This is a genomic window from Allomuricauda sp. XS_ASV26, assembly GCF_041224615.1.
Lineage (GTDB): Bacteria > Bacteroidota > Bacteroidia > Flavobacteriales > Flavobacteriaceae > Flagellimonas > Flagellimonas alginolytica.
The window spans coordinates 894,898-915,186 of record NZ_JBGFGK010000033.1 but is presented as its reverse complement, the minus strand read 5'-3'; the positions used below and the strand labels follow the sequence as shown (position 1 = coordinate 915,186).

Annotated in this window: 20 protein-coding genes; 14 read left to right on the top strand and 6 right to left on the bottom strand. The window is 41.8% G+C overall.

Features of this window, described 5'->3' with window-relative positions; translation table 11 throughout:
* Positions 1–2 precede the first annotated feature (2 nt).
* Positions 3–731 carry a hypothetical protein gene (locus AB9K32_RS16185; protein WP_369885792.1) on the bottom strand — a complete coding sequence of 243 codons (729 nt, stop codon included), beginning with the start codon at positions 729–731 and terminating at the stop codon, positions 3–5.
* 148 nt (positions 732–879) lie between these two features.
* On the opposite strand from AB9K32_RS16185, the gene miaB reads away from it, so the two are divergent.
* The 7 genes from miaB (at position 880) to groL (ending at position 7,492) form a co-directional block, all read left to right on the top strand.
* The gene (gene miaB / locus AB9K32_RS16180; protein ID WP_369885908.1) at positions 880–2,325 is read left to right on the top strand and encodes a tRNA (N6-isopentenyl adenosine(37)-C2)-methylthiotransferase MiaB; all 1,446 of its coding nucleotides are present in this window, start codon (positions 880–882) and stop codon (positions 2,323–2,325) included.
* A gap of 2 nt (positions 2,326–2,327) precedes the next feature.
* Entirely contained in the window at positions 2,328–3,611 is a 1,284-nt protein-coding gene (locus AB9K32_RS16175; protein ID WP_369885790.1) for a sigma-54 interaction domain-containing protein, read from the top strand.
* Between the two features lie 18 nt (positions 3,612–3,629).
* On the top strand, positions 3,630–4,157 hold the full coding sequence (locus AB9K32_RS16170) for an LptE family protein (RefSeq protein ID WP_224836378.1): 528 nt from the start codon (positions 3,630–3,632) through the stop codon (positions 4,155–4,157).
* A gap of 6 nt (positions 4,158–4,163) precedes the next feature.
* Positions 4,164–5,057 carry a hypothetical protein gene (locus tag AB9K32_RS16165; protein WP_224836377.1) on the top strand — a complete coding sequence of 298 codons (894 nt, stop codon included), beginning with the start codon at positions 4,164–4,166 and terminating at the stop codon, positions 5,055–5,057.
* Positions 5,054–5,413 carry a preprotein translocase subunit SecG gene (secG, locus tag AB9K32_RS16160; RefSeq protein WP_224836376.1) on the top strand — a complete coding sequence of 120 codons (360 nt, stop codon included), beginning with the start codon at positions 5,054–5,056 and terminating at the stop codon, positions 5,411–5,413. Before AB9K32_RS16165 ends, secG begins: the two co-directional genes overlap by 4 nt.
* A gap of 143 nt (positions 5,414–5,556) precedes the next feature.
* Positions 5,557–5,835 (top strand): co-chaperone GroES, encoded by a 279-nt coding sequence (gene groES / locus AB9K32_RS16155; protein WP_119640084.1) that lies wholly within the window; start codon positions 5,557–5,559, stop codon positions 5,833–5,835.
* A 22-nt stretch (positions 5,836–5,857) separates the two neighbouring features.
* Positions 5,858–7,492, top strand: a complete 1,635-nt coding sequence (groL, locus tag AB9K32_RS16150) for a chaperonin GroEL (RefSeq protein WP_224836374.1) — start codon at positions 5,858–5,860, stop codon at positions 7,490–7,492.
* Between the two features lie 269 nt (positions 7,493–7,761).
* Here the strand turns inward: groL and AB9K32_RS16145 are convergent, their stop codons facing one another.
* The 4 genes from AB9K32_RS16145 to AB9K32_RS16130 form a co-directional block, all read right to left on the bottom strand.
* A complete protein-coding gene (locus tag AB9K32_RS16145; protein ID WP_338196820.1) occupies positions 7,762–8,475 on the bottom strand; it encodes a heavy-metal-associated domain-containing protein in 714 nt (237 codons plus the stop codon).
* The gene (locus AB9K32_RS16140; RefSeq protein ID WP_338196822.1) at positions 8,475–8,846 is read right to left on the bottom strand and encodes a heavy-metal-associated domain-containing protein; all 372 of its coding nucleotides are present in this window, start codon (positions 8,844–8,846) and stop codon (positions 8,475–8,477) included. Before AB9K32_RS16140 ends, AB9K32_RS16145 begins: the two co-directional genes overlap by 1 nt.
* Before the next feature lie 18 nt (positions 8,847–8,864).
* Entirely contained in the window at positions 8,865–11,099 is a 2,235-nt protein-coding gene (locus tag AB9K32_RS16135; protein ID WP_369885786.1) for a TonB-dependent receptor domain-containing protein, read from the bottom strand.
* Positions 11,100–11,191: 92 nt separating this feature from the next.
* Positions 11,192–11,602 (bottom strand): hypothetical protein, encoded by a 411-nt coding sequence (locus AB9K32_RS16130; RefSeq protein ID WP_369885784.1) that lies wholly within the window; start codon positions 11,600–11,602, stop codon positions 11,192–11,194.
* A 130-nt stretch (positions 11,603–11,732) separates the two neighbouring features.
* On the opposite strand from AB9K32_RS16130, the gene AB9K32_RS16125 reads away from it, so the two are divergent.
* The 7 genes from AB9K32_RS16125 to rodA all read left to right on the top strand — a co-directional run bounded on the left by AB9K32_RS16125 (position 11,733) and on the right by rodA (position 19,468).
* Complete coding sequence (locus tag AB9K32_RS16125; protein WP_224836369.1) at positions 11,733–12,185, top strand: GAF domain-containing protein; 453 nt, start codon at positions 11,733–11,735, stop codon at positions 12,183–12,185.
* Between the two features lie 89 nt (positions 12,186–12,274).
* Complete coding sequence (purH, locus tag AB9K32_RS16120) at positions 12,275–13,807, top strand: bifunctional phosphoribosylaminoimidazolecarboxamide formyltransferase/IMP cyclohydrolase (RefSeq protein WP_369885782.1); 1,533 nt, start codon at positions 12,275–12,277, stop codon at positions 13,805–13,807.
* Between the two features lie 56 nt (positions 13,808–13,863).
* Positions 13,864–14,892 carry a rod shape-determining protein gene (locus AB9K32_RS16115; protein WP_224836367.1) on the top strand — a complete coding sequence of 343 codons (1,029 nt, stop codon included), beginning with the start codon at positions 13,864–13,866 and terminating at the stop codon, positions 14,890–14,892.
* Between the two features lie 61 nt (positions 14,893–14,953).
* Entirely contained in the window at positions 14,954–15,769 is an 816-nt protein-coding gene (gene mreC / locus AB9K32_RS16110) for a rod shape-determining protein MreC (RefSeq protein ID WP_224836366.1), read from the top strand.
* Positions 15,766–16,272, top strand: coding sequence for a rod shape-determining protein MreD (locus tag AB9K32_RS16105; protein ID WP_224836365.1), 507 nt, complete (start codon positions 15,766–15,768; stop codon positions 16,270–16,272). The genes mreC and AB9K32_RS16105 overlap by 4 nt, the downstream gene beginning before the upstream one ends.
* Positions 16,273–16,326: 54 nt before the next feature.
* Positions 16,327–18,195, top strand: a complete 1,869-nt coding sequence (locus AB9K32_RS16100) for a peptidoglycan D,D-transpeptidase FtsI family protein (protein WP_369885779.1) — start codon at positions 16,327–16,329, stop codon at positions 18,193–18,195.
* Complete coding sequence (rodA, locus tag AB9K32_RS16095) at positions 18,185–19,468, top strand: rod shape-determining protein RodA (RefSeq protein WP_369885777.1); 1,284 nt, start codon at positions 18,185–18,187, stop codon at positions 19,466–19,468. Before AB9K32_RS16100 ends, rodA begins: the two co-directional genes overlap by 11 nt.
* Here the strand turns inward: rodA and AB9K32_RS16090 are convergent.
* A complete protein-coding gene (locus tag AB9K32_RS16090) occupies positions 19,465–20,265 on the bottom strand; it encodes a DNA/RNA non-specific endonuclease (protein WP_369885776.1) in 801 nt (266 codons plus the stop codon). The two genes, rodA and AB9K32_RS16090, sit on opposite strands and share 4 nt — an antisense overlap.
* Between the last annotated feature and the right edge of the window lie 24 nt (positions 20,266–20,289).

Sequence of the window (20,289 nt, the reverse complement as noted above, 5' to 3'; positions counted from 1 at the left end):
AATTATGTATCCATAGAAATTCCTACGGTGTCCTTGTAAACAAAATAAATAGGGATTTTACCGAACATAGCTGTAAAAAACACACCTACAAAACATAGCACAACACCCAGTTGGGCAATCAATCCAGAGACAAGTACCAATAAAAAAATCATTAGCCAATTTTTGTTTCCAAGAGCAAATCCGGATTTTACTATTTCCAGTGCAGAAAGCTCTTTGTCAAAAGCAAAAAAAGCCGGAAACAAGGATATGGGCACTATTAAATAAAAAATACCAAGCCCACAGGTAAGCACACCTAAAAGGGATAAACCCAACATAACCAGGGAAAGCAATAAAGCCTTGACCAGATATTCCTTCTTAAAATAATAAAAATAGTCGTCCTTGCCTGTTTCGTTTAAATCGTACTTTCTACAAATTCTTAAAAAAGCAGCGTTCAAGCAGATGCCAACCATCATCACACCAAGAATAAATATTGGCATAAACAATACCATGAACCCCGCAAAAGCAGGAGGCATTTCTTGCTGCTCCAATGAGCTCGGGTCACTTATGCCCATAACGATCATCGGCAAATATATCAAGAGATAAAACGGGAGTATGCTCACAAAGGTTATGATCAGTACAATAAATCCTTGCAACCATACCTTTTTGAAGAGGTCAACGGAATTGTTCAAAACACTCCCAAAGTCCACGGCTGCACTCTGCTTAATTCTTTCCGTAAGATGGATATAGTTCATAGGTAAACAAGTTGGTTTATCGGTTTGAAGGTAACACTAACAGAGAATATCTCAATATATTATTAAAAAATACTGCCAAATTGTCACTAAAATGTAATAAGCACTATCTTTGCAACTTGTTGAAACATTTATGACAGAGGAAAAGAGCGTGGAAAAAATAATAGACGAAAGCCAACAAGGAAGCACCTTGTCACTGGAAAACAACAACAATAACGGACGAAAGCTGTACATAGAGAGCTATGGCTGCCAGATGAATTTTTCCGATAGCGAAATCGTAGCATCCATTTTGGCCAAAGAGGGATTCAATACCACCCAAAACCTGGACGATGCCGATTTGGTTTTGGTAAACACCTGCTCCATTCGCGAAAAAGCAGAGCAGACCGTTCGTAAACGCTTGGAAAAGTTTAATGCGGTAAAACGAACCAAACCCAATATGAAGGTAGGTGTTCTTGGATGTATGGCGGAACGACTGAAAAGCAAATTTTTGGAAGAAGAAAAAATTGTGGATATGGTCGTTGGGCCGGATGCCTACAAAGACCTGCCCAACCTTATCCAAGAAATTGACGAAGGCAGAAATGCCGTAAACGTAATCCTTTCCAAAGATGAGACTTATGGCGATGTTGCCCCAGTCCGATTAAACTCCAATGGGGTTTCCGCCTTTGTTTCCATAACCCGTGGTTGCGACAACATGTGTACTTTTTGCGTAGTACCCTTTACGCGTGGTAGAGAGCGTAGCCGTGACCCACAATCCATTTTGGAAGAAGTGAACGATCTTTGGGAGAAAGGTTTTAAGGAAATTACACTATTAGGTCAAAACGTAGATAGCTATCTCTGGTATGGTGGAGGACTAAAAAAAGATTTTGATAAAGCGACCGACATGCAAAAGGCCACTTCGGTAAATTTTGCCGGTCTGCTGGAGCTTGTTGCCCAAGCACAACCAAAAATGCGTATTCGCTTCTCCACATCGAACCCACAGGATATGACCCTGGATGTAATCGAGACCATGGCCAAATACGAGAACATCTGCAAATATATCCACCTACCGGTTCAAAGCGGGAGCAATCGAATTTTAAAGGCGATGAACCGTTTACATACCCGTGAGGAGTATTTTGAATTGATAGATAATATCAAAAAAATTATTCCGGACTGCGCCATTAGCCAAGATATGATCACGGGATTCCCCACCGAGACGGAAGAAGACCATAAGAATACCCTTAGCTTAATGGAATACGTAAAATACGATTTTGGATTTATGTTCGCCTACTCCGAGCGCCCGGGAACACTCGCCGAACGTAAAATGGAGGACGATATTCCAGAATACATCAAAAAAAGACGTCTTACCGAAATAATTGAACTCCAACAAACACATAGCCACTATCGAACCCAGCAACATTTGGGCAAAATCGAGGAAGTCCTTATCGAAGGGACCTCCAAGAAATCAGATACCCATTGGATGGGCAGAAACTCGCAAAACACCGTTGTAGTTTTCCCAAAGGAACATTACAAGGTCGGTGATTTTGTGAACGTAAAAATCAATGAATGCACCTCTGCCACCCTAATCGGCGAGGCTATTGAATATTCTAAGAACAATTAACCATGGAGAGTGTTCAATCCATAAAACAAAGGTTCGAGCTTATTGGCAACGACGTTAAGCTCAATCGAGCCATCGAAAAGGCCATACAAGTTGCCCCGACCGACATTTCGGTTCTAGTAACTGGCGAAAGTGGTGTTGGTAAAGAATCCATACCTAAAATAATCCATTCGCTCTCGCACCGCAAACATGCCAAATACATCGCGGTAAACTGCGGTGCAATTCCAGAGGGCACAATAGACAGCGAACTCTTCGGACACGAAAAAGGGGCTTTTACAGGAGCTACACAAACACGCAGCGGTTATTTTGAAGTGGCCGATGGCGGTACCATATTTTTGGACGAGGTTGGAGAACTACCTTTGACCACCCAAGTAAGACTGCTTCGGGTGTTGGAAAATGGGGAATTTCTTAAAGTTGGGTCATCGCAAGTTCAAAAAACAAACGTTAGGATCGTAGCGGCAACCAACATCAACATGTTCGAAGCCATAGAAAAAGAAAAATTCCGTGAAGATCTTTACTACAGATTGAGCACTGTTGAAATTAATTTGCCCCCACTTCGAGAGAGACGCGAGGACATCCATTTATTGTTCCGAAAATTTGCTTCGGACTTTGGCCAGAAATACAAAATGCCTACGATTCGTTTAGAGGAAGATGCCATTCAACTCTTATTAAAATATCGATGGCCGGGCAACATCCGTCAATTACGGAACATTGCGGAACAAATATCCGTGATGGAGGAAGAACGCAACATTTCTGCAGTAACACTGAACAGTTATTTGCCCAATGCAAGCGGTTCAAACTTACCCGCGGTAGTTGAACAATCCAAAAAAGAAGGTGATTTTAGCAACGAACGCGAGATTTTGTACAAAGTGCTTTTTGATATGAAAGGCGACCTAAACGATCTTAAAAAATTGACCTTGGAACTATTAAAGGACAACGACTCCAATAAAGTTCAACGGGAGAACGAAGGGCTAATCCGAAAAATCTATGGCAATCAAGATGAGGAAGATATTGAACACGAAGAAAGCCTATCCACAGAATTATTGCATCTTCCGGAGCCGGTGGTAGATTCGACCGCCCCTACCCCACTACAGCAACAAGCACAGGAGGACAGGTACCATTTTGCAGAGGAAATTGAAGAAGAAGAAACCCTATCTTTACAGGAAAAAGAAATCGAATTGATAAAAAAATCACTGGAGCGCAATAAAGGAAAACGAAAAGCGGCAGCCTCCGAACTGGGTATTTCCGAAAGAACGCTCTACCGAAAAATAAAGCAGTACGATCTTTAAATTACAAATGAGCAATTCATGAAATTGATGCAAAAAAACGGAATTAAGTTTGCCATGCTGGGACTGGCATTTTTCTTGCAGAGTTGTGGTGCCTATAACTTTTCTGGAGCCGATATAGGTACCGCGCAAAGTTTCCAGGTCAACTTTTTCCAAAACTATGCCGACCAAACACCTGGCTCGGTGATCGTACCCGGACTGGGCAGGGATTTTACTTTGGCTCTACAGGATATGATCAACGATCTTACCAGTCTATCACTTACCGGCAGCAATGGTGATCTAATGTACGAAGGCGAAATCGTGGAATACAAGGTCGTTCCCATGACAGCGACAGCTGACCAACTAACAGCTCAAAACCGATTGACCATGAGCGTTAATGTCCGGTTTTACAATACCACCAAAGAAGATTCAGATTTTGAAAGACGGTTTTCCTTCTTTTACGATTTTGATGCCGCAGCCTCGCTGACCTCGGTACAGGCCGCAGCACACGAAGAAATTTTTGAACGACTAACCCAAGATATTTTTAATGCATCTTTGGGAAATTGGTAACACTTTATGAACGTTTCAGATTTTATACAAATTCTTCAAAATTCGAATACCATCCTGTCCCCAAAACAAACCAGGGAGCTGGAGGATATTATTGAGGAATACCCCTATTTCCAAGCAGCGCGGGCTTTGCACTTAAAAGGGCTTAAAAATCTGGACAGCTACAAGTATAACAGTGCATTAAAAGTAACCGCCGCCTATACCGCGGACAGGGACGTACTTTTTGATTATATAACCTCCAAAGAGTTTATCCAGAACAATATTGCCAATGCCATTGCCGGGCGTGGTTCCAAACTCGAAGACCAGGAAGCCGTCTCCGAAGAGATTGAGCCCAATCCGGATACGGTTAGCATGCTGACCGAATCCAATGAACCAGCACTTCCACAGAATATAAACGATGCCGAACAGATCCTGAACCCAGAACTCTTTAAATCGGTTGCGCCGCAAAAAGAGAAAAAAGAGGGCACTGAACCAGAAAAAGATACCGGTACCGATTTGCAATTGGGCAAACCCCTAACTTTTACCAAAAAAGAGAAACACTCCTTTACCGAGTGGCTCCAATTAACGTCGAATACGGAGGAAACCGAAGAAGTCCAAGCTGATGTTATGGAGGAACTGGAGCGTAAGAAAAAATTTGAGCTGTTGGACAAGTTTATAGAAAACAATCCAAAAATTGTCCCCAAGGAAACCAACCCAAAAGTCAACATAAAAGAGTCTACAAGAATTGATAAAAATGAATTGATGACAGAGACTTTGGCCAAGGTTTATTTGGAGCAAAAAAAGTACAAAAAGGCCATTCAAGCTTTTAAAATATTGAGTTTGAAATATCCAGAAAAAAGTGGTTTCTTTGCAGACCAAATTCAGGCGGTGAAGAAGCTGCAGAAAGAAAAAGATAAGAAATGAGCACGTTTACAATTTTTTTGGTACTGATTATTATCGTGTGCCTTTTGTTGGTCTTGGTCATTATGGTCCAGAATCCTAAAGGTGGAGGTTTGTCCTCTTCTTTTGGCGGAAGTGGCAACCAAGTTGTTGGTGGTGTAAAAAAGACAGGCGACTTCTTGGACAAGAGTACTTGGACGTTGGCCACTTTGTTGATCGTTTTAATATTGCTTTCCAATGTTTCCTTAAAAGGAAGTTATAGTCAAGCAGATTCCAAACTACTTCAAGGGGACGATACCGAAATTCCCGAGACCATTCCAGAAGAAGTACCGGAACAAGTACCAGCAACTACTCCGAGTCCAACGGACACTATCGGATAGTATAAGTGACAAAGCATAAAAAATGCCAGCTTGAAATGACAAGCTGGCATTTTTGTTTTACAGAATGTCAGTTTTTTTCCATTGGCACAATTTCTGTCTTTTAGATACCAGAATTTTTAAAACAAACATCTAAAATTTTAAATATGGCTAAAGTAAATATCAAACCATTGGCAGACAGGGTTTTGATCGAGCCTCTACAGGCCGAGACAAAAACTGCCTCCGGTATCATTATCCCGGACAACGCAAAGGAAAAACCACAAAAGGGAACCGTTGTGGCAGTTGGCCCCGGGACCAAGGACGAAAAAGTTACCGTTAAGGTAGGCGATACCGTTCTTTATGGAAAATATGCCGGTACCGAACTCAAGCTCGATGGCACCGACTATTTGATGATGCGCGAAAGCGATATTTTGGCAATTGTTTAATTAAAAAATCAACTAGAAAGAAATGGCAAAAGATATTAAGTTTGATATTGAAGCACGTGACGGACTTAAACGTGGCGTTGATAAATTGGCCGAGGCTGTAAAAGTAACCTTAGGGCCAAAAGGTAGAAACGTTATCATCAGTAAATCTTTTGGTGCGCCCCAAGTAACCAAAGATGGTGTTTCCGTTGCGAAAGAAATCGAATTGGAAGACGCCCTTGAAGACATGGGTGCACAAATGGTGAAGGAAGTTGCTTCCAAAACCAACGATCAAGCAGGTGATGGTACTACTACTGCAACCGTTCTGGCTCAAGCTATCGTAAAAGAAGGGCTAAAAAACGTTGCTGCAGGTGCCAACCCAATGGATTTGAAAAGAGGTATCGACAAAGCTGTTGAAGCCTTGGTGGCCGACCTAGAAAAACAAACCAAAGAAGTAGGCAACAACTCCGACAAGATTAAGCAAGTAGCTTCGATTTCTGCCAATAACGATGATACCATTGGTGATTTGATCGCCAAAGCATTCGGCAAAGTAGGCAAAGAAGGTGTGATCACCGTAGAGGAGGCCAAAGGTACCGATACCTACGTGGACGTAGTGGAAGGTATGCAGTTCGATAGAGGATACCTATCGCCATACTTTGTTACCGATACCGATAAAATGATCGCTGATCTGGAGAATCCTTACATCCTCCTTTTTGACAAGAAAATCTCCAACTTACAGGAAATTCTTCCCATTCTTGAACCCGTAGCACAATCCGGAAGACCACTCTTGATCATCGCCGAAGATGTTGAGGGCCAAGCCCTAGCCACTTTGGTAGTGAACAAATTGAGAGGTGGACTTAAAATTGCCGCTGTAAAGGCTCCCGGATTTGGAGACAGAAGAAAGGCCATGTTGGAAGATATTGCCATCTTGACCGGTGGTACGGTTATCTCAGAAGAAAGAGGTTTCTCTTTGGAAAATGCCTCGTTGGACATGTTGGGTACTGCCGAGACCGTAACCATTGACAAAGACAATACGACCATTGTAAACGGAAACGGAAACGCAGAAGACATAAAAGCTAGAGTTGGACAGATCAAAGCCCAAATCGAGACCACTACGTCTGATTACGACAAAGAAAAATTGCAAGAACGTTTGGCCAAATTGGCCGGTGGTGTTGCCGTACTATACGTTGGTGCCGCTTCCGAAGTGGAAATGAAAGAGAAAAAAGACCGTGTGGACGATGCTCTACATGCCACACGTGCCGCTGTCGAGGAAGGAATTGTTGCCGGTGGTGGTGTTGCCCTGGTAAGAGCAAAAAAAGTGCTCGAAAAACTGGCAACCGATTCTTTGGACGAAACCACTGGTGTACAAATTGTAGCAAAAGCTATCGAAGCCCCACTACGTACCATTGTAGAGAACGCAGGTGGTGAAGGATCTGTGGTTATCTCCAAAGTATTGGAAGGCAAAAAAGATTACGGTTATGATGCCAAATCCGATCAATACGTGGATATGCTCAAAGCAGGAATCATCGACCCTAAAAAAGTAACCCGTATTGCCTTGGAGAACGCTGCATCTGTGGCCGGAATGATCTTGACCACCGAGTGTGCATTGACCGATATTAAGGAAGATGCCCCTGCAATGCCTCCAATGGGAGGTGGTGGCGGTATGCCCGGCATGATGTAAGATCATCAAACATCCCAATATAATAGTAACGCCCCGATGCAAATCGGGGCGTTTTTTTCTTGTTCAGATAAATAGCTCTCCGTGAGAGCCTAAACCAAGTTACTTCTTTTTACCAGTAGCTTGGGCAGTCTTCTTAGCAGCAGGCTTTATTGCTTTTGCTGGAGCTGACTTTCCATTTGACTTTGCTTGTTTCATCAGTCAATAAATTAAAAACCGAAGTAAATGTATCTCAGTTTTGAATCCGCCGATCTTATTTGGCTAAACATTAACTAAAATTGAAGCAACATACTTACTGCCATCACCAACATTATAGCGTTTTCTATGAAAGTTGCCTCGGTCATGGGCAGGTTCAACGCGGTTCCCAAACACGCACAGCGGATACTTTTCTTATCCAACAAAGATTTGGTTACCCCATAGGTAGTGATTCCCAAAATTACAATGGTCAAAATCAAAGCAAGTGGTATTTGAACTCTCATTAAAAAAAGTAGTCCCAGTGCCAATTCCAAAAACGGATACATTTTTCCATAAAAAGGCACAGCCTTGGCCAATGGATCGTACATTCTAAAACTTTCCGGAAAACCTTTAAGATCCAAAAACTTAAAAAAACTGAATACAATATAAAACAAGCCCATAAAATCGAGCATGGCGTTATTGAAACTCCAATTCTGGTAATTCAACAAAATGGCCGCCGCGAACAAATAGGCAAAAATCAAAAACAAGGGTCTTAATTGTTCCCATTTGGACTTTTCCATTGGTGCATCCATTGTTGTATGATTTTCCTCTTTGATACCAATGGCATACTTATCGGAAAGTGCAGCTTCAAGTTTTTGCATTGAAACATGCCGGGACATGGTAATGGTTGCTTCCGCCTTCTCCAGGTCCACCTGCACATCCTGCACATCTTCCACTTTAGAAAGTTGTTCTTGTACGGAAGATGCACAGCCATTACAGGTCATTCCCTTTATGGAATACGTATGCTGCATTAGCGATGGTGTTTTTTGTGGGTTGAACTGTCGTCCGTATTATCTTCTCTGTATTTACAACAAGGATGTACCGCATCATAAGCTTCTTGAGTCGCTTTTAATTCTTTTGTATCATGACCCACGGCAGCAATGGCGGACTTTATTTTCATACTATTGGTTTTTCTTTCGTCCATTACCAACGACAATTGGTGGGAGGCCACATCCCAAGTTGCATATTTTACTCCGGATACGTCCAAAGCGGCCTTTTCGATGCGCATTTTGCACATTTCGCACTTTCCATCGACCTCGAATGTCATTTTCTTGTTTTTGTCCTGAGCAAATCCCACAACGGAGATGAGCATAATTACGAATACTGTGATTTCTTTTTTCATGGTATAATGTGTTACGAATTAAATTTTAAATCTAAAGCCCGTATAGAGCATTCGCCCAAAAATAGGGGCATAAACTATAGTGGTATCAAAATAATTGCCAAAAGGGTCATCTGCTCCCAAAACGGCATTGTACTGTCTAAAATTAGTTAAATTCTCACCTCCAACATAAATTTCGAACTTGTCCGAGAACACTTTGGTAATCTGCGCATTCATCAAACTATAACCATCGGCAAACTCTCCCAATCTATACTCCATTGGATTGGCCGCTGTACTTGGCAAACGTTGTTCCCCCAATAAATTAAAGGTATAATCGAACCGCCATTGTGAACCATTTTCTTTAGGCTGGGTATTGTACCCCACATTTGTAAAGAAACGATGCCTTGCCTGTAATGGCTTTTGCTGCAATCCTGTTTGGTACTCCGTTTTTACATCGTAGAACTTATACGCCGTTCGCACTTCCACATTGGGCAACACCCTGTGGTTCAGCTCCACTTGCAAGCTGTTTGCGTAGCTATCACCATCTAGATTGGTAAATGTTACTTCCCTCGGATTCTCCCAATCCACCACAATTTGATTGTCGAAATCGGTTCTGTAAAAATCAACGCTGAAATCCCCAGGCCTATCAAACAATTTAAACTTTTGAATAAAGCTCAAACCATAATTAACCGCTTTTTCAGCATCAAAACCATAAATATCACCACCATTTCCATTTAACTGTATGGTTCTGGAAGAAGCGAACATTCTCTGGTTCTCGGCAAAAATATTGGCGGCACGCCTACCAATACCAAAGGAACCTCGAAAACTTCCATTTTCCCAAGGCGTGTAGCGCACATGAAGCCTAGGCGTGAAAAAATTTCCAAGTCTATTGTGCGTATCAAATCTTGCTCCTGCAGTAAGACTCAATTTGGCCAAATTGGTGTAACTATATTCAAAAAATGCCCCGGCAGAACGATCGGATCGCGCAAATACATTTCCATTCACCAATTCATCGTAACCATCATAAGCAAAAGAAACCCCTGTTTTAAATTTATGCTTTGTATTTCCTATGATGGAGTTGAACATTAGGTTGGAATAGATGCTTTCATGATCAATATCGTAGGTATTGAAACCATAATAAGAGTCTTGTGCATGATGACTATAGGACGCTTGGAAACCAAAACTCTGGAACGGCATTTCCGGAAACACATAGCCAAGTTTCACAGAACCATCAAATCGCTCTGTATCAATCTCGCTTCCCCATGCATTTGTGGTAAATTTATCCGTATCTGGATCAAACCCCGTTTGCCCTATCTTCTTTTCATCACTCAAATATCGGACATTGATAAAACTAACCCATCCCTTTTCCAAATTTTGATACTGCCAGCGGTTCATAATATTGATTTGATTGGATATGGGATTGTCCAAAAAGCCATCATCGTTGTTATCTACCTCGGAATCCCTGCGATTGCCATGAATGTACAATCCTGTACTCCATTTATCCGACAAGGTGGTGTTCAAATGTGTGTTCAGCTCCAACCTACCATTTAAATTAGCGTAACCATTCACAAAAATGGGAACATCGGTGAGTGGTTTTTGGAGCTCTGTATTGATTTGTCCCGAAATACTTTCATACCCGTTGACCACACTTCCGGCCCCTTTGGTTATTTGGATACTTTCTACCCAGGTTCCTGGTGTAAACGTAAGGCCAAAGGATTGGGATGCACCGCGCACCATAGGAATATTCTCCTGTGTGATCAACAAATAGGGGCTGGTTAGCCCCAACATTTGAATCTGCTTGGTACCCGTTAGCGCATCGTTGAAGTTGACATCGATAGCTGGATTTGTTTCGAAACTTTCCGAAAGATTACAGCAAGCCGCTTTTAGGAGTTCCGCGCTATTTACGGTAACTACATTTTGTGCGGAAAAGAAGGTTTTCTGCACGGCCTCCTTCTTTTGCTCTACCACGACTTCGTCCAGTGCATTCGAAGGCTTTAACCAGTGATGTATGCTTTTTGGACCGTTAACGGTCAAAGTGTCCGACTGAAAGCCCACAAAACTGATAACAAGCTTATTGTACTCTTTGGAATAAGGAATGGAAAAAGTACCATCCTCCAGGGTCATAGTCCCAATGGGAGAGCCCAGCCAGTATACATTGGCACCTGGGAGACCCAGATGTTTGTTTTCGGGATTGGCTTCCATTACCATACCCTGAACAGTGTCTTGGGCCTTAGCCATAAATGGAAGACAACATAAAATGATCAAATATTTTTTCATTAATTGGATTTAATTGAATTAGAACTAATTAAGCAACAAATGTTGCGCCCGAATCAAAATTGAGACGGGTTAACGGTGGTAATTCAAAAAAATCAAATTAAAAAGACCTGATCAAGAACATGAATATCCCTGATCAAAATGGGTGGCGGGTATTTTTCGTTGGGAACAGGAAGTTTCTCCAACGGAACAAAAAGGTCGATGTAAGACTGCGCAAATGCCACAAAAAATACCTGATGGTCCAAGTCAAGGTCGCTCCACGTCAATTTAAGATGATCTTGACCTTCTATGGTAAAGGATTCATCCTCACAACATGGGTTTTGGTAATCTTCTGAGTCTAAAGTGGCAATGGCAGATTCCATACCACAATCCTCCGCATGGGCAAAAAAGGAAATATCCATAACACGGCCCATACAAAGGTGCTTGTCCACCGTCCACGAGACTGTAGAAGCAAGAACCAAAACGGCCATGACCAAAGATATTATTTGTGAAAAAACCTTTTTCATCGATCAACAAAAATACAAATTCTAATTTTTACTTGGTTGTATTAACAAAAGTTTATCCCTTTTATAGAAGTAAGTTTATATTCCATTAACGGACCAATACACAATTGAATACATTTGCAAAAAAAATATCATGCTAACATCATTGGAGCCAAAAGTGCTTGAAATTATCCAAAACGGAGACAAAACCGTAGATAACCGACTAGAGGAGATATGCGAACTTTTACGGAGTAATGTGGACCATTACGATTGGGTAGGGTTTTATTTTAAGAATGGCGACAAGAGGGAACTAAAACTTGGACCTTATGCCGGTGCTCCCACAGACCACACTACAATCCCATTTGGAAAAGGTATTTGCGGACAAGTGGCAGAAAGTAACAAAAACTTTGTTGTACCCGATGTAGCCGCCCAGGACAACTACATTGCATGTAGCATAACCGTAAAATCGGAAATAGTTGTTCCTTTGTTTGTAAACGGGGAAAATGTAGGTCAGATCGATATTGACTCCAACACATTGGATCCATTTACTGCAGAGGACGAACACTTTTTGGAATTCATCAACGCCGAAGTGGCCAAAATTCTGTAAAACTTCCCAATTTTGTTGATAAACCATACTGTTTTTTAAGGCTAAATCGAGTACTTTTGCTTGCTTAAAAATCGATTTTTAAGACACTCATGAGCACCGCAAAAAAAGCCACCTCTGCATTGATCTCCGTATTCCATAAGGACGGATTGGAACCTATTGTAAAAAAATTGGATGAATTGGGAGTAACCCTATATTCTACCGGAGGAACCGAAAAGTTTATCCGTGATCTCGGTATCGATGTGGTACCCGTTGAAGATGTTACCAGTTACCCCTCAATCTTGGGAGGTCGCGTAAAAACATTGCACCCAAAGGTATTCGGTGGTATTTTGAACAGACAGGACAACGACAGTGATGTTTCACAAATGAAGGAATTTGACATTCCACAATTGGACATTGTAATCGTAGACCTTTATCCTTTTGAAAAAACCGTTGCCAGTGGAGCATCGGAACAGGACATCATCGAAAAAATCGATATAGGCGGGATTTCCTTGATCAGGGCCGCCGCCAAAAACTTCAAAGATGTACTTTGTGTATCTTCCATGGAAGATTACGAAGACTTTTTACATGTAATCACCGAAGGCAAGGGAAATACCACTTTGGAAGACCGTAAACGCTTTGCGACCAAAGCTTTTAATGTTTCTTCGCATTATGATTCTGCTATCTTCAATTACTTCAACCAAGAAAAAGAAGAAACCGTACTGAAGATTAGCGAGACCAAAGGCCAGGTTTTGCGCTACGGCGAGAATCCCCACCAAAAAGGATATTTCTTTGGCGACTTTGACGCCATGTTCACCAAGTTGCACGGCAAGGAACTATCCTACAATAACCTTTTGGACGTGGATGCCGCGGTAAATTTAATGGGTGAATTTAAAAATGATGACCCCACTTTTGCCATTCTAAAGCACAACAATGCATGTGGTTTGGCCACAAGAAACACCATTAAACAGGCCTATGTGGATGCCTTGGCCGGCGACCCGGTTTCAGCTTTTGGCGGAATTTTAATCTCCAATGTGGAGATAGACTCAGCAACGGCAGAAGAAATCCACAAGCTATTCTGCGAAGTGGTTATTGCCCCAAGCTATTCCGATGAGGCCTTGGAGATTTTGAAAGGCAAGAAAAACAGGATTATTTTGATCCAAAACGAAATTGAATTGCCTGAAACTTTGGTAAGAACCTGTTTGAACGGCGTTTTGGTCCAGGATAAAGATTCCAAAACCGATACTAAAGAAGATCTGAATCCTGTTACCGACAAAAAACCCACTTCCGAAGAAATAGAGGATTTGATCTTTGCTTCCAAATTATGCAAACACACCAAGAGCAATACCATAGTTTTGGCCAAGAACAGGCAATTATGTGCCAGCGGTACGGGCCAAACATCAAGAGTGGATGCTCTGAACCAAGCGATACACAAAGCAAAGTCCTTTGATTTTGATCTAGATGGTGCCGTAATGGCCAGCGATGCATTTTTTCCTTTCCCCGACTGTGTAGAGATTGCGGACAAAGCAGGCATTAAAAGTGTGATTCAACCTGGCGGCTCCATAAAGGATCAATTGAGCATTGATTACTGCAATGAAAACGGATTGGCGATGGTGATGACTGGTACTAGGCATTTTAAACATTAATTTTAGTACTTTAGCCGATAATTTTTTACCGTTAATCCGAAAAACAGACAATTTCTATGGGATTCTTTGATTTCATGACCGAGGAAATAGCTATTGACCTTGGTACTGCAAACACCCTGATCATCCATATGGACAAAGTGGTGGTCGATAGTCCTTCCATTGTAGCTAGGGACCGCGTATCAGGAAAAATAATCGCGGTTGGTCGCGAAGCCAATATGATGCAGGGAAAGACCCATGAGAACATCAAGACCATTCGGCCATTGAAAGACGGGGTAATTGCCGACTTCGACGCTTCGGAGAAGATGATGAACATGATGATCAAAAGCATTCCGGCCCTCAAGAAAAAATGGTTTCCACCGGCTCTTCGAATGGTTATCTGTATACCTTCCGGGATTACCGAAGTGGAAATGCGTGCAGTACGTGAATCCGCAGAACGTGTAAACGGAAAAGAGGTATACTTGATCCACGAGCCCATGGCTGCGGCCATAGGTATTGGACTGGACATAATGCAGCCCAAAGGAAATATGATAGTGGATATAGGCGGGGGTACTACGGAGATTGCCGTTATTGCCCTTGGAGGGATAGTTTGTGACAAGTCGGTAAAAATCGCCGGAGATGTGTTTACCAACGACATCATTTATTACATGCGTACCCAGCACAACCTATATGTTGGTGAAAGTACGGCAGAAGCCATAAAAATTGAAATTGGTTCCGCTACAGAGGATCTAAAGTCGCCGCCAGAGGATAAATCCATTCAAGGTCGTGACCTATTGACCGGTAAACCAAAACAAGTGCACGTTTCTTATAGGGAAATCGCCAAGGCGCTGGACAAAAGTATTCTTAGGGTAGAGGATGCAGTAATGGAAACCTTGTCCCAGACCCCACCAGAACTGGCAGCCGATATTTACAATACCGGAATTTATCTAGCAGGTGGCGGCTCCATGTTGCGAGGACTGGATAGAAGATTGTCCCAAAAAACAGATTTACCGGTATACATTGCCGAAGATCCCTTAAGGGCTGTGGTAAGAGGAACAGGAATTGCTCTCAAAAATATTGAACGATACAAAAGTATTTTAATAAAATAGGCCTGTTTTTAAAACAGTTCCATTATTTTAAAGGTATTCAACCTGAGTAACATACGATTGCATGCAACGCATCATCAATTTTGTACTACGCTATCGAAACGCATTTTTATATGCGTTTTTTGCGTTTATTTCTTTGGTGATGACCATTAGATCACATTCGTACCATCAATCCAAGTTTTTCAATTCATCCAAGTGGGTCACCGGCAGCATTTATGGAGCTGGTTCGGATGTTTCCTCCTATTTTAATCTGAAGGACGAAAATTCCAGACTGGTAGATGAAAACAGACGGTTGCGCAAGTTGTTGTTCAATTCGATCAGCGACACCATAACAGCATCTTTGGATTCGACCGTAATGCAACACGAAGTGCTCAGCGCCAAATTGATAAAGAACAGTTATATTTCCCCAAGAAACTATGTAACTATAGACAAGGGTGCTCGGGATGGGGTGCACCAGGACATGGGTGTCATCACAACCGATGGGATATTGGGCATTGTAGAAAATGTTTCCAATAAATTTGCAACAGTTCAAAGTGTATTGAACACAAAATCGAACATCAACGCAAAAATAAAGGGAACAGAATACTTTGGGTCACTGATCTGGGATGCCAAAGATTATACCGTGGTGCAGTTGGTAGATATTCCTCGATTGGTCCCTCTTGTTGTGGGGGACACTATTGTAACCGGAGGTATGTCGAGTATTTTTCCAGAGAACGTTCCTGTGGGTACCATAAAAAAATATGACCTCAACGATTCCAAGAGTTTTTACAATATTGATGTTGAACTCTTCAGCGACATGGCGAACATCAAAAATGTTTATCTGATCGAAAATAAGGACAAAGAAGAGATTCAAGAACTTGAGGCAAGAACCATAGAATGAACAATACGGTAATCATAAATATATTCAGATTTGTATTGTTGGTCCTAACACAGGTCCTCATTTTTAACAATCTGAATTTCTTGGGCTTTATCAACCCCATGGTGTACGTTATCTTCTTTTATTGGTACCCTATTAAAGTGAACAGGGCCGTGTTTATGCTCACTGCGTTTTTGTTGGGCCTAACAATCGATATTTTTTCTGACACCCTTGCCCTTAATGCTTTGGCCTCTACCACCGTAGCCTATTTAAGGCCGCCTGTTATGCGCTTTTGTTTTGGTGTAAACTACGATTTTCAAAATTTCAGTTTTAAAAATACGACCAAGATCCAACGCATCACCTTTATGGCTTTAGTGGTACTGATCCATCATTTGATATACTTTTTCTTTGAAATTTTAAGTATTGCCCATATCCTGTTAATTTTGAAGAACGTTTTTGTGACAGGTGTTGTAACTTTAGTACTTTGTATACTGTTCAGTTCACTTTTTAGTCCAAGATCCGAATAAAACCGACTTTTTTTTCGTTGCATATATACAGAGCCAAAAAACATTAGGCAGTTCATGAAAAAGTTATTGTTATCATCCGTTGTTGTACTAATAGGATTCACCTTTATCGGTAGGCTTTCCTATTTGCAATTATTCCGGTTTTCACCCGATCAAATCTTGGATGACCCGGCAATCAAAAAAGTGTACGATTATCCCGAAAGAGGCTATATCTACGATCGGCACGGTAAACTATTGGTAGGAAACCAACCGGCTTATGATGTAATGGTGATCCCTCGAGAGGTTAAACCGTTGGATACTTTGGAATTTTGTGGCCTTTTGGGCATTGAGAAGGCCGAATTTATGTCCAAAATGGAAAAAGCAAGAATCTATTCTCCCAGATTGCCCTCTGTTTTGGTACCTCAATTATCCAAAGAGGATTATGCCAGGCTCCAAGAAAAAATGCGCCACTACACAGGTTTCTATATCCAAAAAAGATCACTGCGCTATTACAATACCAAAAGTGCGGCCAACGTACTCGGTTACATTAGCGAAGTTAACGAATGGGACCTAAAGAACAATCCTTATTATGTTGCCGGTGAATTAAAGGGTAGAACAGGTATCGAACAGCAGTACGAAGAAATATTGCGAGGTAGAAAAGGAGTAAAACATATTCAAAAGGACCGTTTTAACCGTGATATTGGCCCGTATAAGGAAGGTAAATTGGACACATTGCCAGAGCAGGGCAAAGAAATCCATATTACATTGGACAAAGTCCTACAAGAATATGGCGAAAAATTAATGCACGGCAAAAGAGGGGGAATTGTTGCCATTGAACCTAAATCCGGTGAGATTTTGGCCATGATCTCCGGCCCCACTTACGACCCCTCGCTTTTAGTGGGCAGAAAGCGTTCCAAAAACTATAGCAAACTGCACTACGACACCATATCCAAACCAACTTGGGACCGTTCCATATTGGCACAACAATCCCCTGGATCCCCATTTAAAACCTTAAATGCCCTTGTAGGGTTGCAAGAAGGGGTTGTCGATGCCAATACCAAATTTCGATGTTATCATGGGTTTTATGTGGGCAATACTTTAAGAGGATGCCATTGTGGTGGCGGGGTAAGAGATATGAACTCCGGCATTTATCAATCCTGTAATGCATACTTTGCCGGTGTTTTCCGTAAAATATTCGATAAATACCAAACTACCGACGAGGGCATGGATGTTTGGGAAAAACACATGAAAAGTTTTGGACTAGGGAATTTTCTTGGCACCGATCTACCTACTGGTGCGCCTGGCCGAATACCCGACAAAGATTTTTACGACAAATGGTACGGTGACGGCAGATGGGCGGCATCAACCATTATATCCAACTCTATTGGGCAAGGAGAAATTGCCGCAACACCCTTACAGTTGGCCAACATGACGGCCGCCATTGCCAACCGCGGATATTTTTACACCCCACATGTTATCAAACGTATAGGTAACAACGGGGCCATTGACCCAAAATTTACAGAACCTCGGTACACTACCATAGATAGAAAACATTTTGAGCCGGTAATCGAAGGCATGAAAAACGTTTACCATTACGGAACGGCAAGATGGGTGAAAATTCCAGATATCGAAATAGCAGGTAAAACCGGTACCGTAGAAAATTTTATACGAGTTGATGGAGAAAGAATGCAGTTGACAGACCACTCTGTTTTTGTTGCCTTTGCCCCCGTGGAGAACCCTCAAATTGCCTTGGCCGTATATATCGAAAATGGTTACTATGGCTCTCGCTACGCAGGTCACATAGCTTCGCTGCTGATAGAAAAATACCTTAAAGGCGAGATAACACGAAAAGACCTGGAAAAGAGAATGTTGGAAAAAACGTTGGAACACGAATATGCCAAGCCATATAGTGGCGAACCTTTCAAGATAAACGAGTATGTCTGGTAAGGGTCTATTTGGACGTTTGGATTGGGTTACCGTAATTCTTTACGCTGTTTTGGTCTTGATCGGATGGATCAATATTTATTCAACATCGGTCGGAGAATCGCACACCTCCATTTTTGATTTTTCCACGCTTTACGGCAAACAACTGTTTTTTATTGGCCTTGCTGCCTTGGGCATTATATTCGTACTGTTTGTGGAGTCACATTTTTTTGAGCGGTTTGCCTCAATTTTTTACATCGTCTGCATTGTACTGCTATTGGGACTGTTCTTATTTGGCAAAACCATTGCCGGAGCCACATCTTGGTACGATCTTGGTTTTTTTAATCTGCAACCGTCCGAGTTGGCCAAAGTGGGCACATCGTTGGCCCTTGCCAAATTTTTAAGCGATATACAGACCGATATACGAACGGGCAAGCATCAAATATATGCGTTGATCATTATTCTTTTGCCCGCAATTTTAATCTTGCCGCAACCAGACCCCGGTAGTTCCCTAATCTATTTTTCACTGTTCTTTGTCCTGTTCAGGGAAGGTTTCCCAATTTACTATTTAGGTATATTAATTTTTGCCGTGGTGCTTTTTGCCACTACATTAATGTTCGGTACGGTTTGGGTCGCCATTGGCCTGATCATACTTACCTTGCTCATCTACACCTTTAAAAAGGCATCTGTAAAAATTCCAATATTGCCCGTGGTGGGCGTTATTGCGGTTTCCATATTGTTTTCCCTCTCGGTAAACTTTGTTTTTGAAAATGTTTTTGAACAGCGCCACAGGGATCGATTTGCCCTATGGTTGAGCTTGGAAAAAGATGAGGACAAACTGGACGAAATCCGAAAGACCATTGGCTACAATACCTATCAGTCGGAAAAAGCCATCGAATCTGGTGGTTTTACCGGAAAAGGATTTTTGGAGGGCACCCGAACCAAGGGCGACTTTGTTCCCGAACAACATACCGATTACATTTTTAGTTCGGTTGGCGAAGAATGGGGTTTTTTGGGCACTACAGCGGTTATCTTGTTGTTCTCCCTATTTTTTTTACGCTTGATCTACATTGCGGAGCGACAAAAAAGTGATTTTAGCCGGATGTATGGCTATGGGGTAATTTCCATTTTGGTGTTTCACTACTTTATAAATATTGGTATGGTCATCGGGCTTTTGCCAACTATTGGGGTACCATTGCCCTTTTTTAGCTATGGCGGTTCTGGTTTAATATTTTTTACCATGCTACTGTTCATATTTCTAAAGCTTGATTCCAACCGTTTAAAGGACGGGATTTAAAGTTTCCATTGCCCTGCATCTCCTATTGTAGCTTCCATTTTTTGTTGCCAATCTTTTGATTGCCCATGAAAAAAATCGATTCCGGTTTTTGCTTCAATCTCATCAATGGATACTATAAATTGTTGAAGTGGTTTTTTGGTTTCTTTGGCTGGGATCAAAAAAGCGATCGGTTCCATTTTTCCTTTATTGGACCTGACCACGATTTTATAAAATGTACGTGGCACATCCACATCCTCATCCCCAATTTGGGGAAGATCATTTTGGAGAACACCGCCCGTAATCACCATCAAATCGCCATATTTTTTACACCAATAGCGTACTTTCTGCTCTAATCGGTTCCATATGCCCGCATTAAAATACTTGTCCTGCGGACTAATATTGCTCGTGTAAAAAGTTTCGTTGTAGGCCTGTTCAGAAAAACGCCTGTCCCCTGCCGGACACAAATGCCCCCTATCGTAACCAGAACCTTTATAGTTTCGCCAATCCGCAGATTTGGATGTTACTTTGGGGTCCTCTATAAAATATGGCCGCTTTCTCTCATCATAGGTGAGGTGTTCTTTTTTTAAGGTATAGGCTACCCATTCCGCTTGTTCATGAGGTTCACTATAAGAAAGGGCATAATACGCATGCTGTACCACTTCGCCCATGGTTGAACTTGGCAATAAGTCGGATTCCAAAGTAATCTTTGGCGTTTCATCGGGAGGGGAATATGTTGCAGGGGTATAAAAATTATCGAATAGCCAAAATCCTACGACACATGCCGATATCAAAATGGCATATATGGTTCTATCCTTCATAAAGGTTAGTTATGATTTAAATTT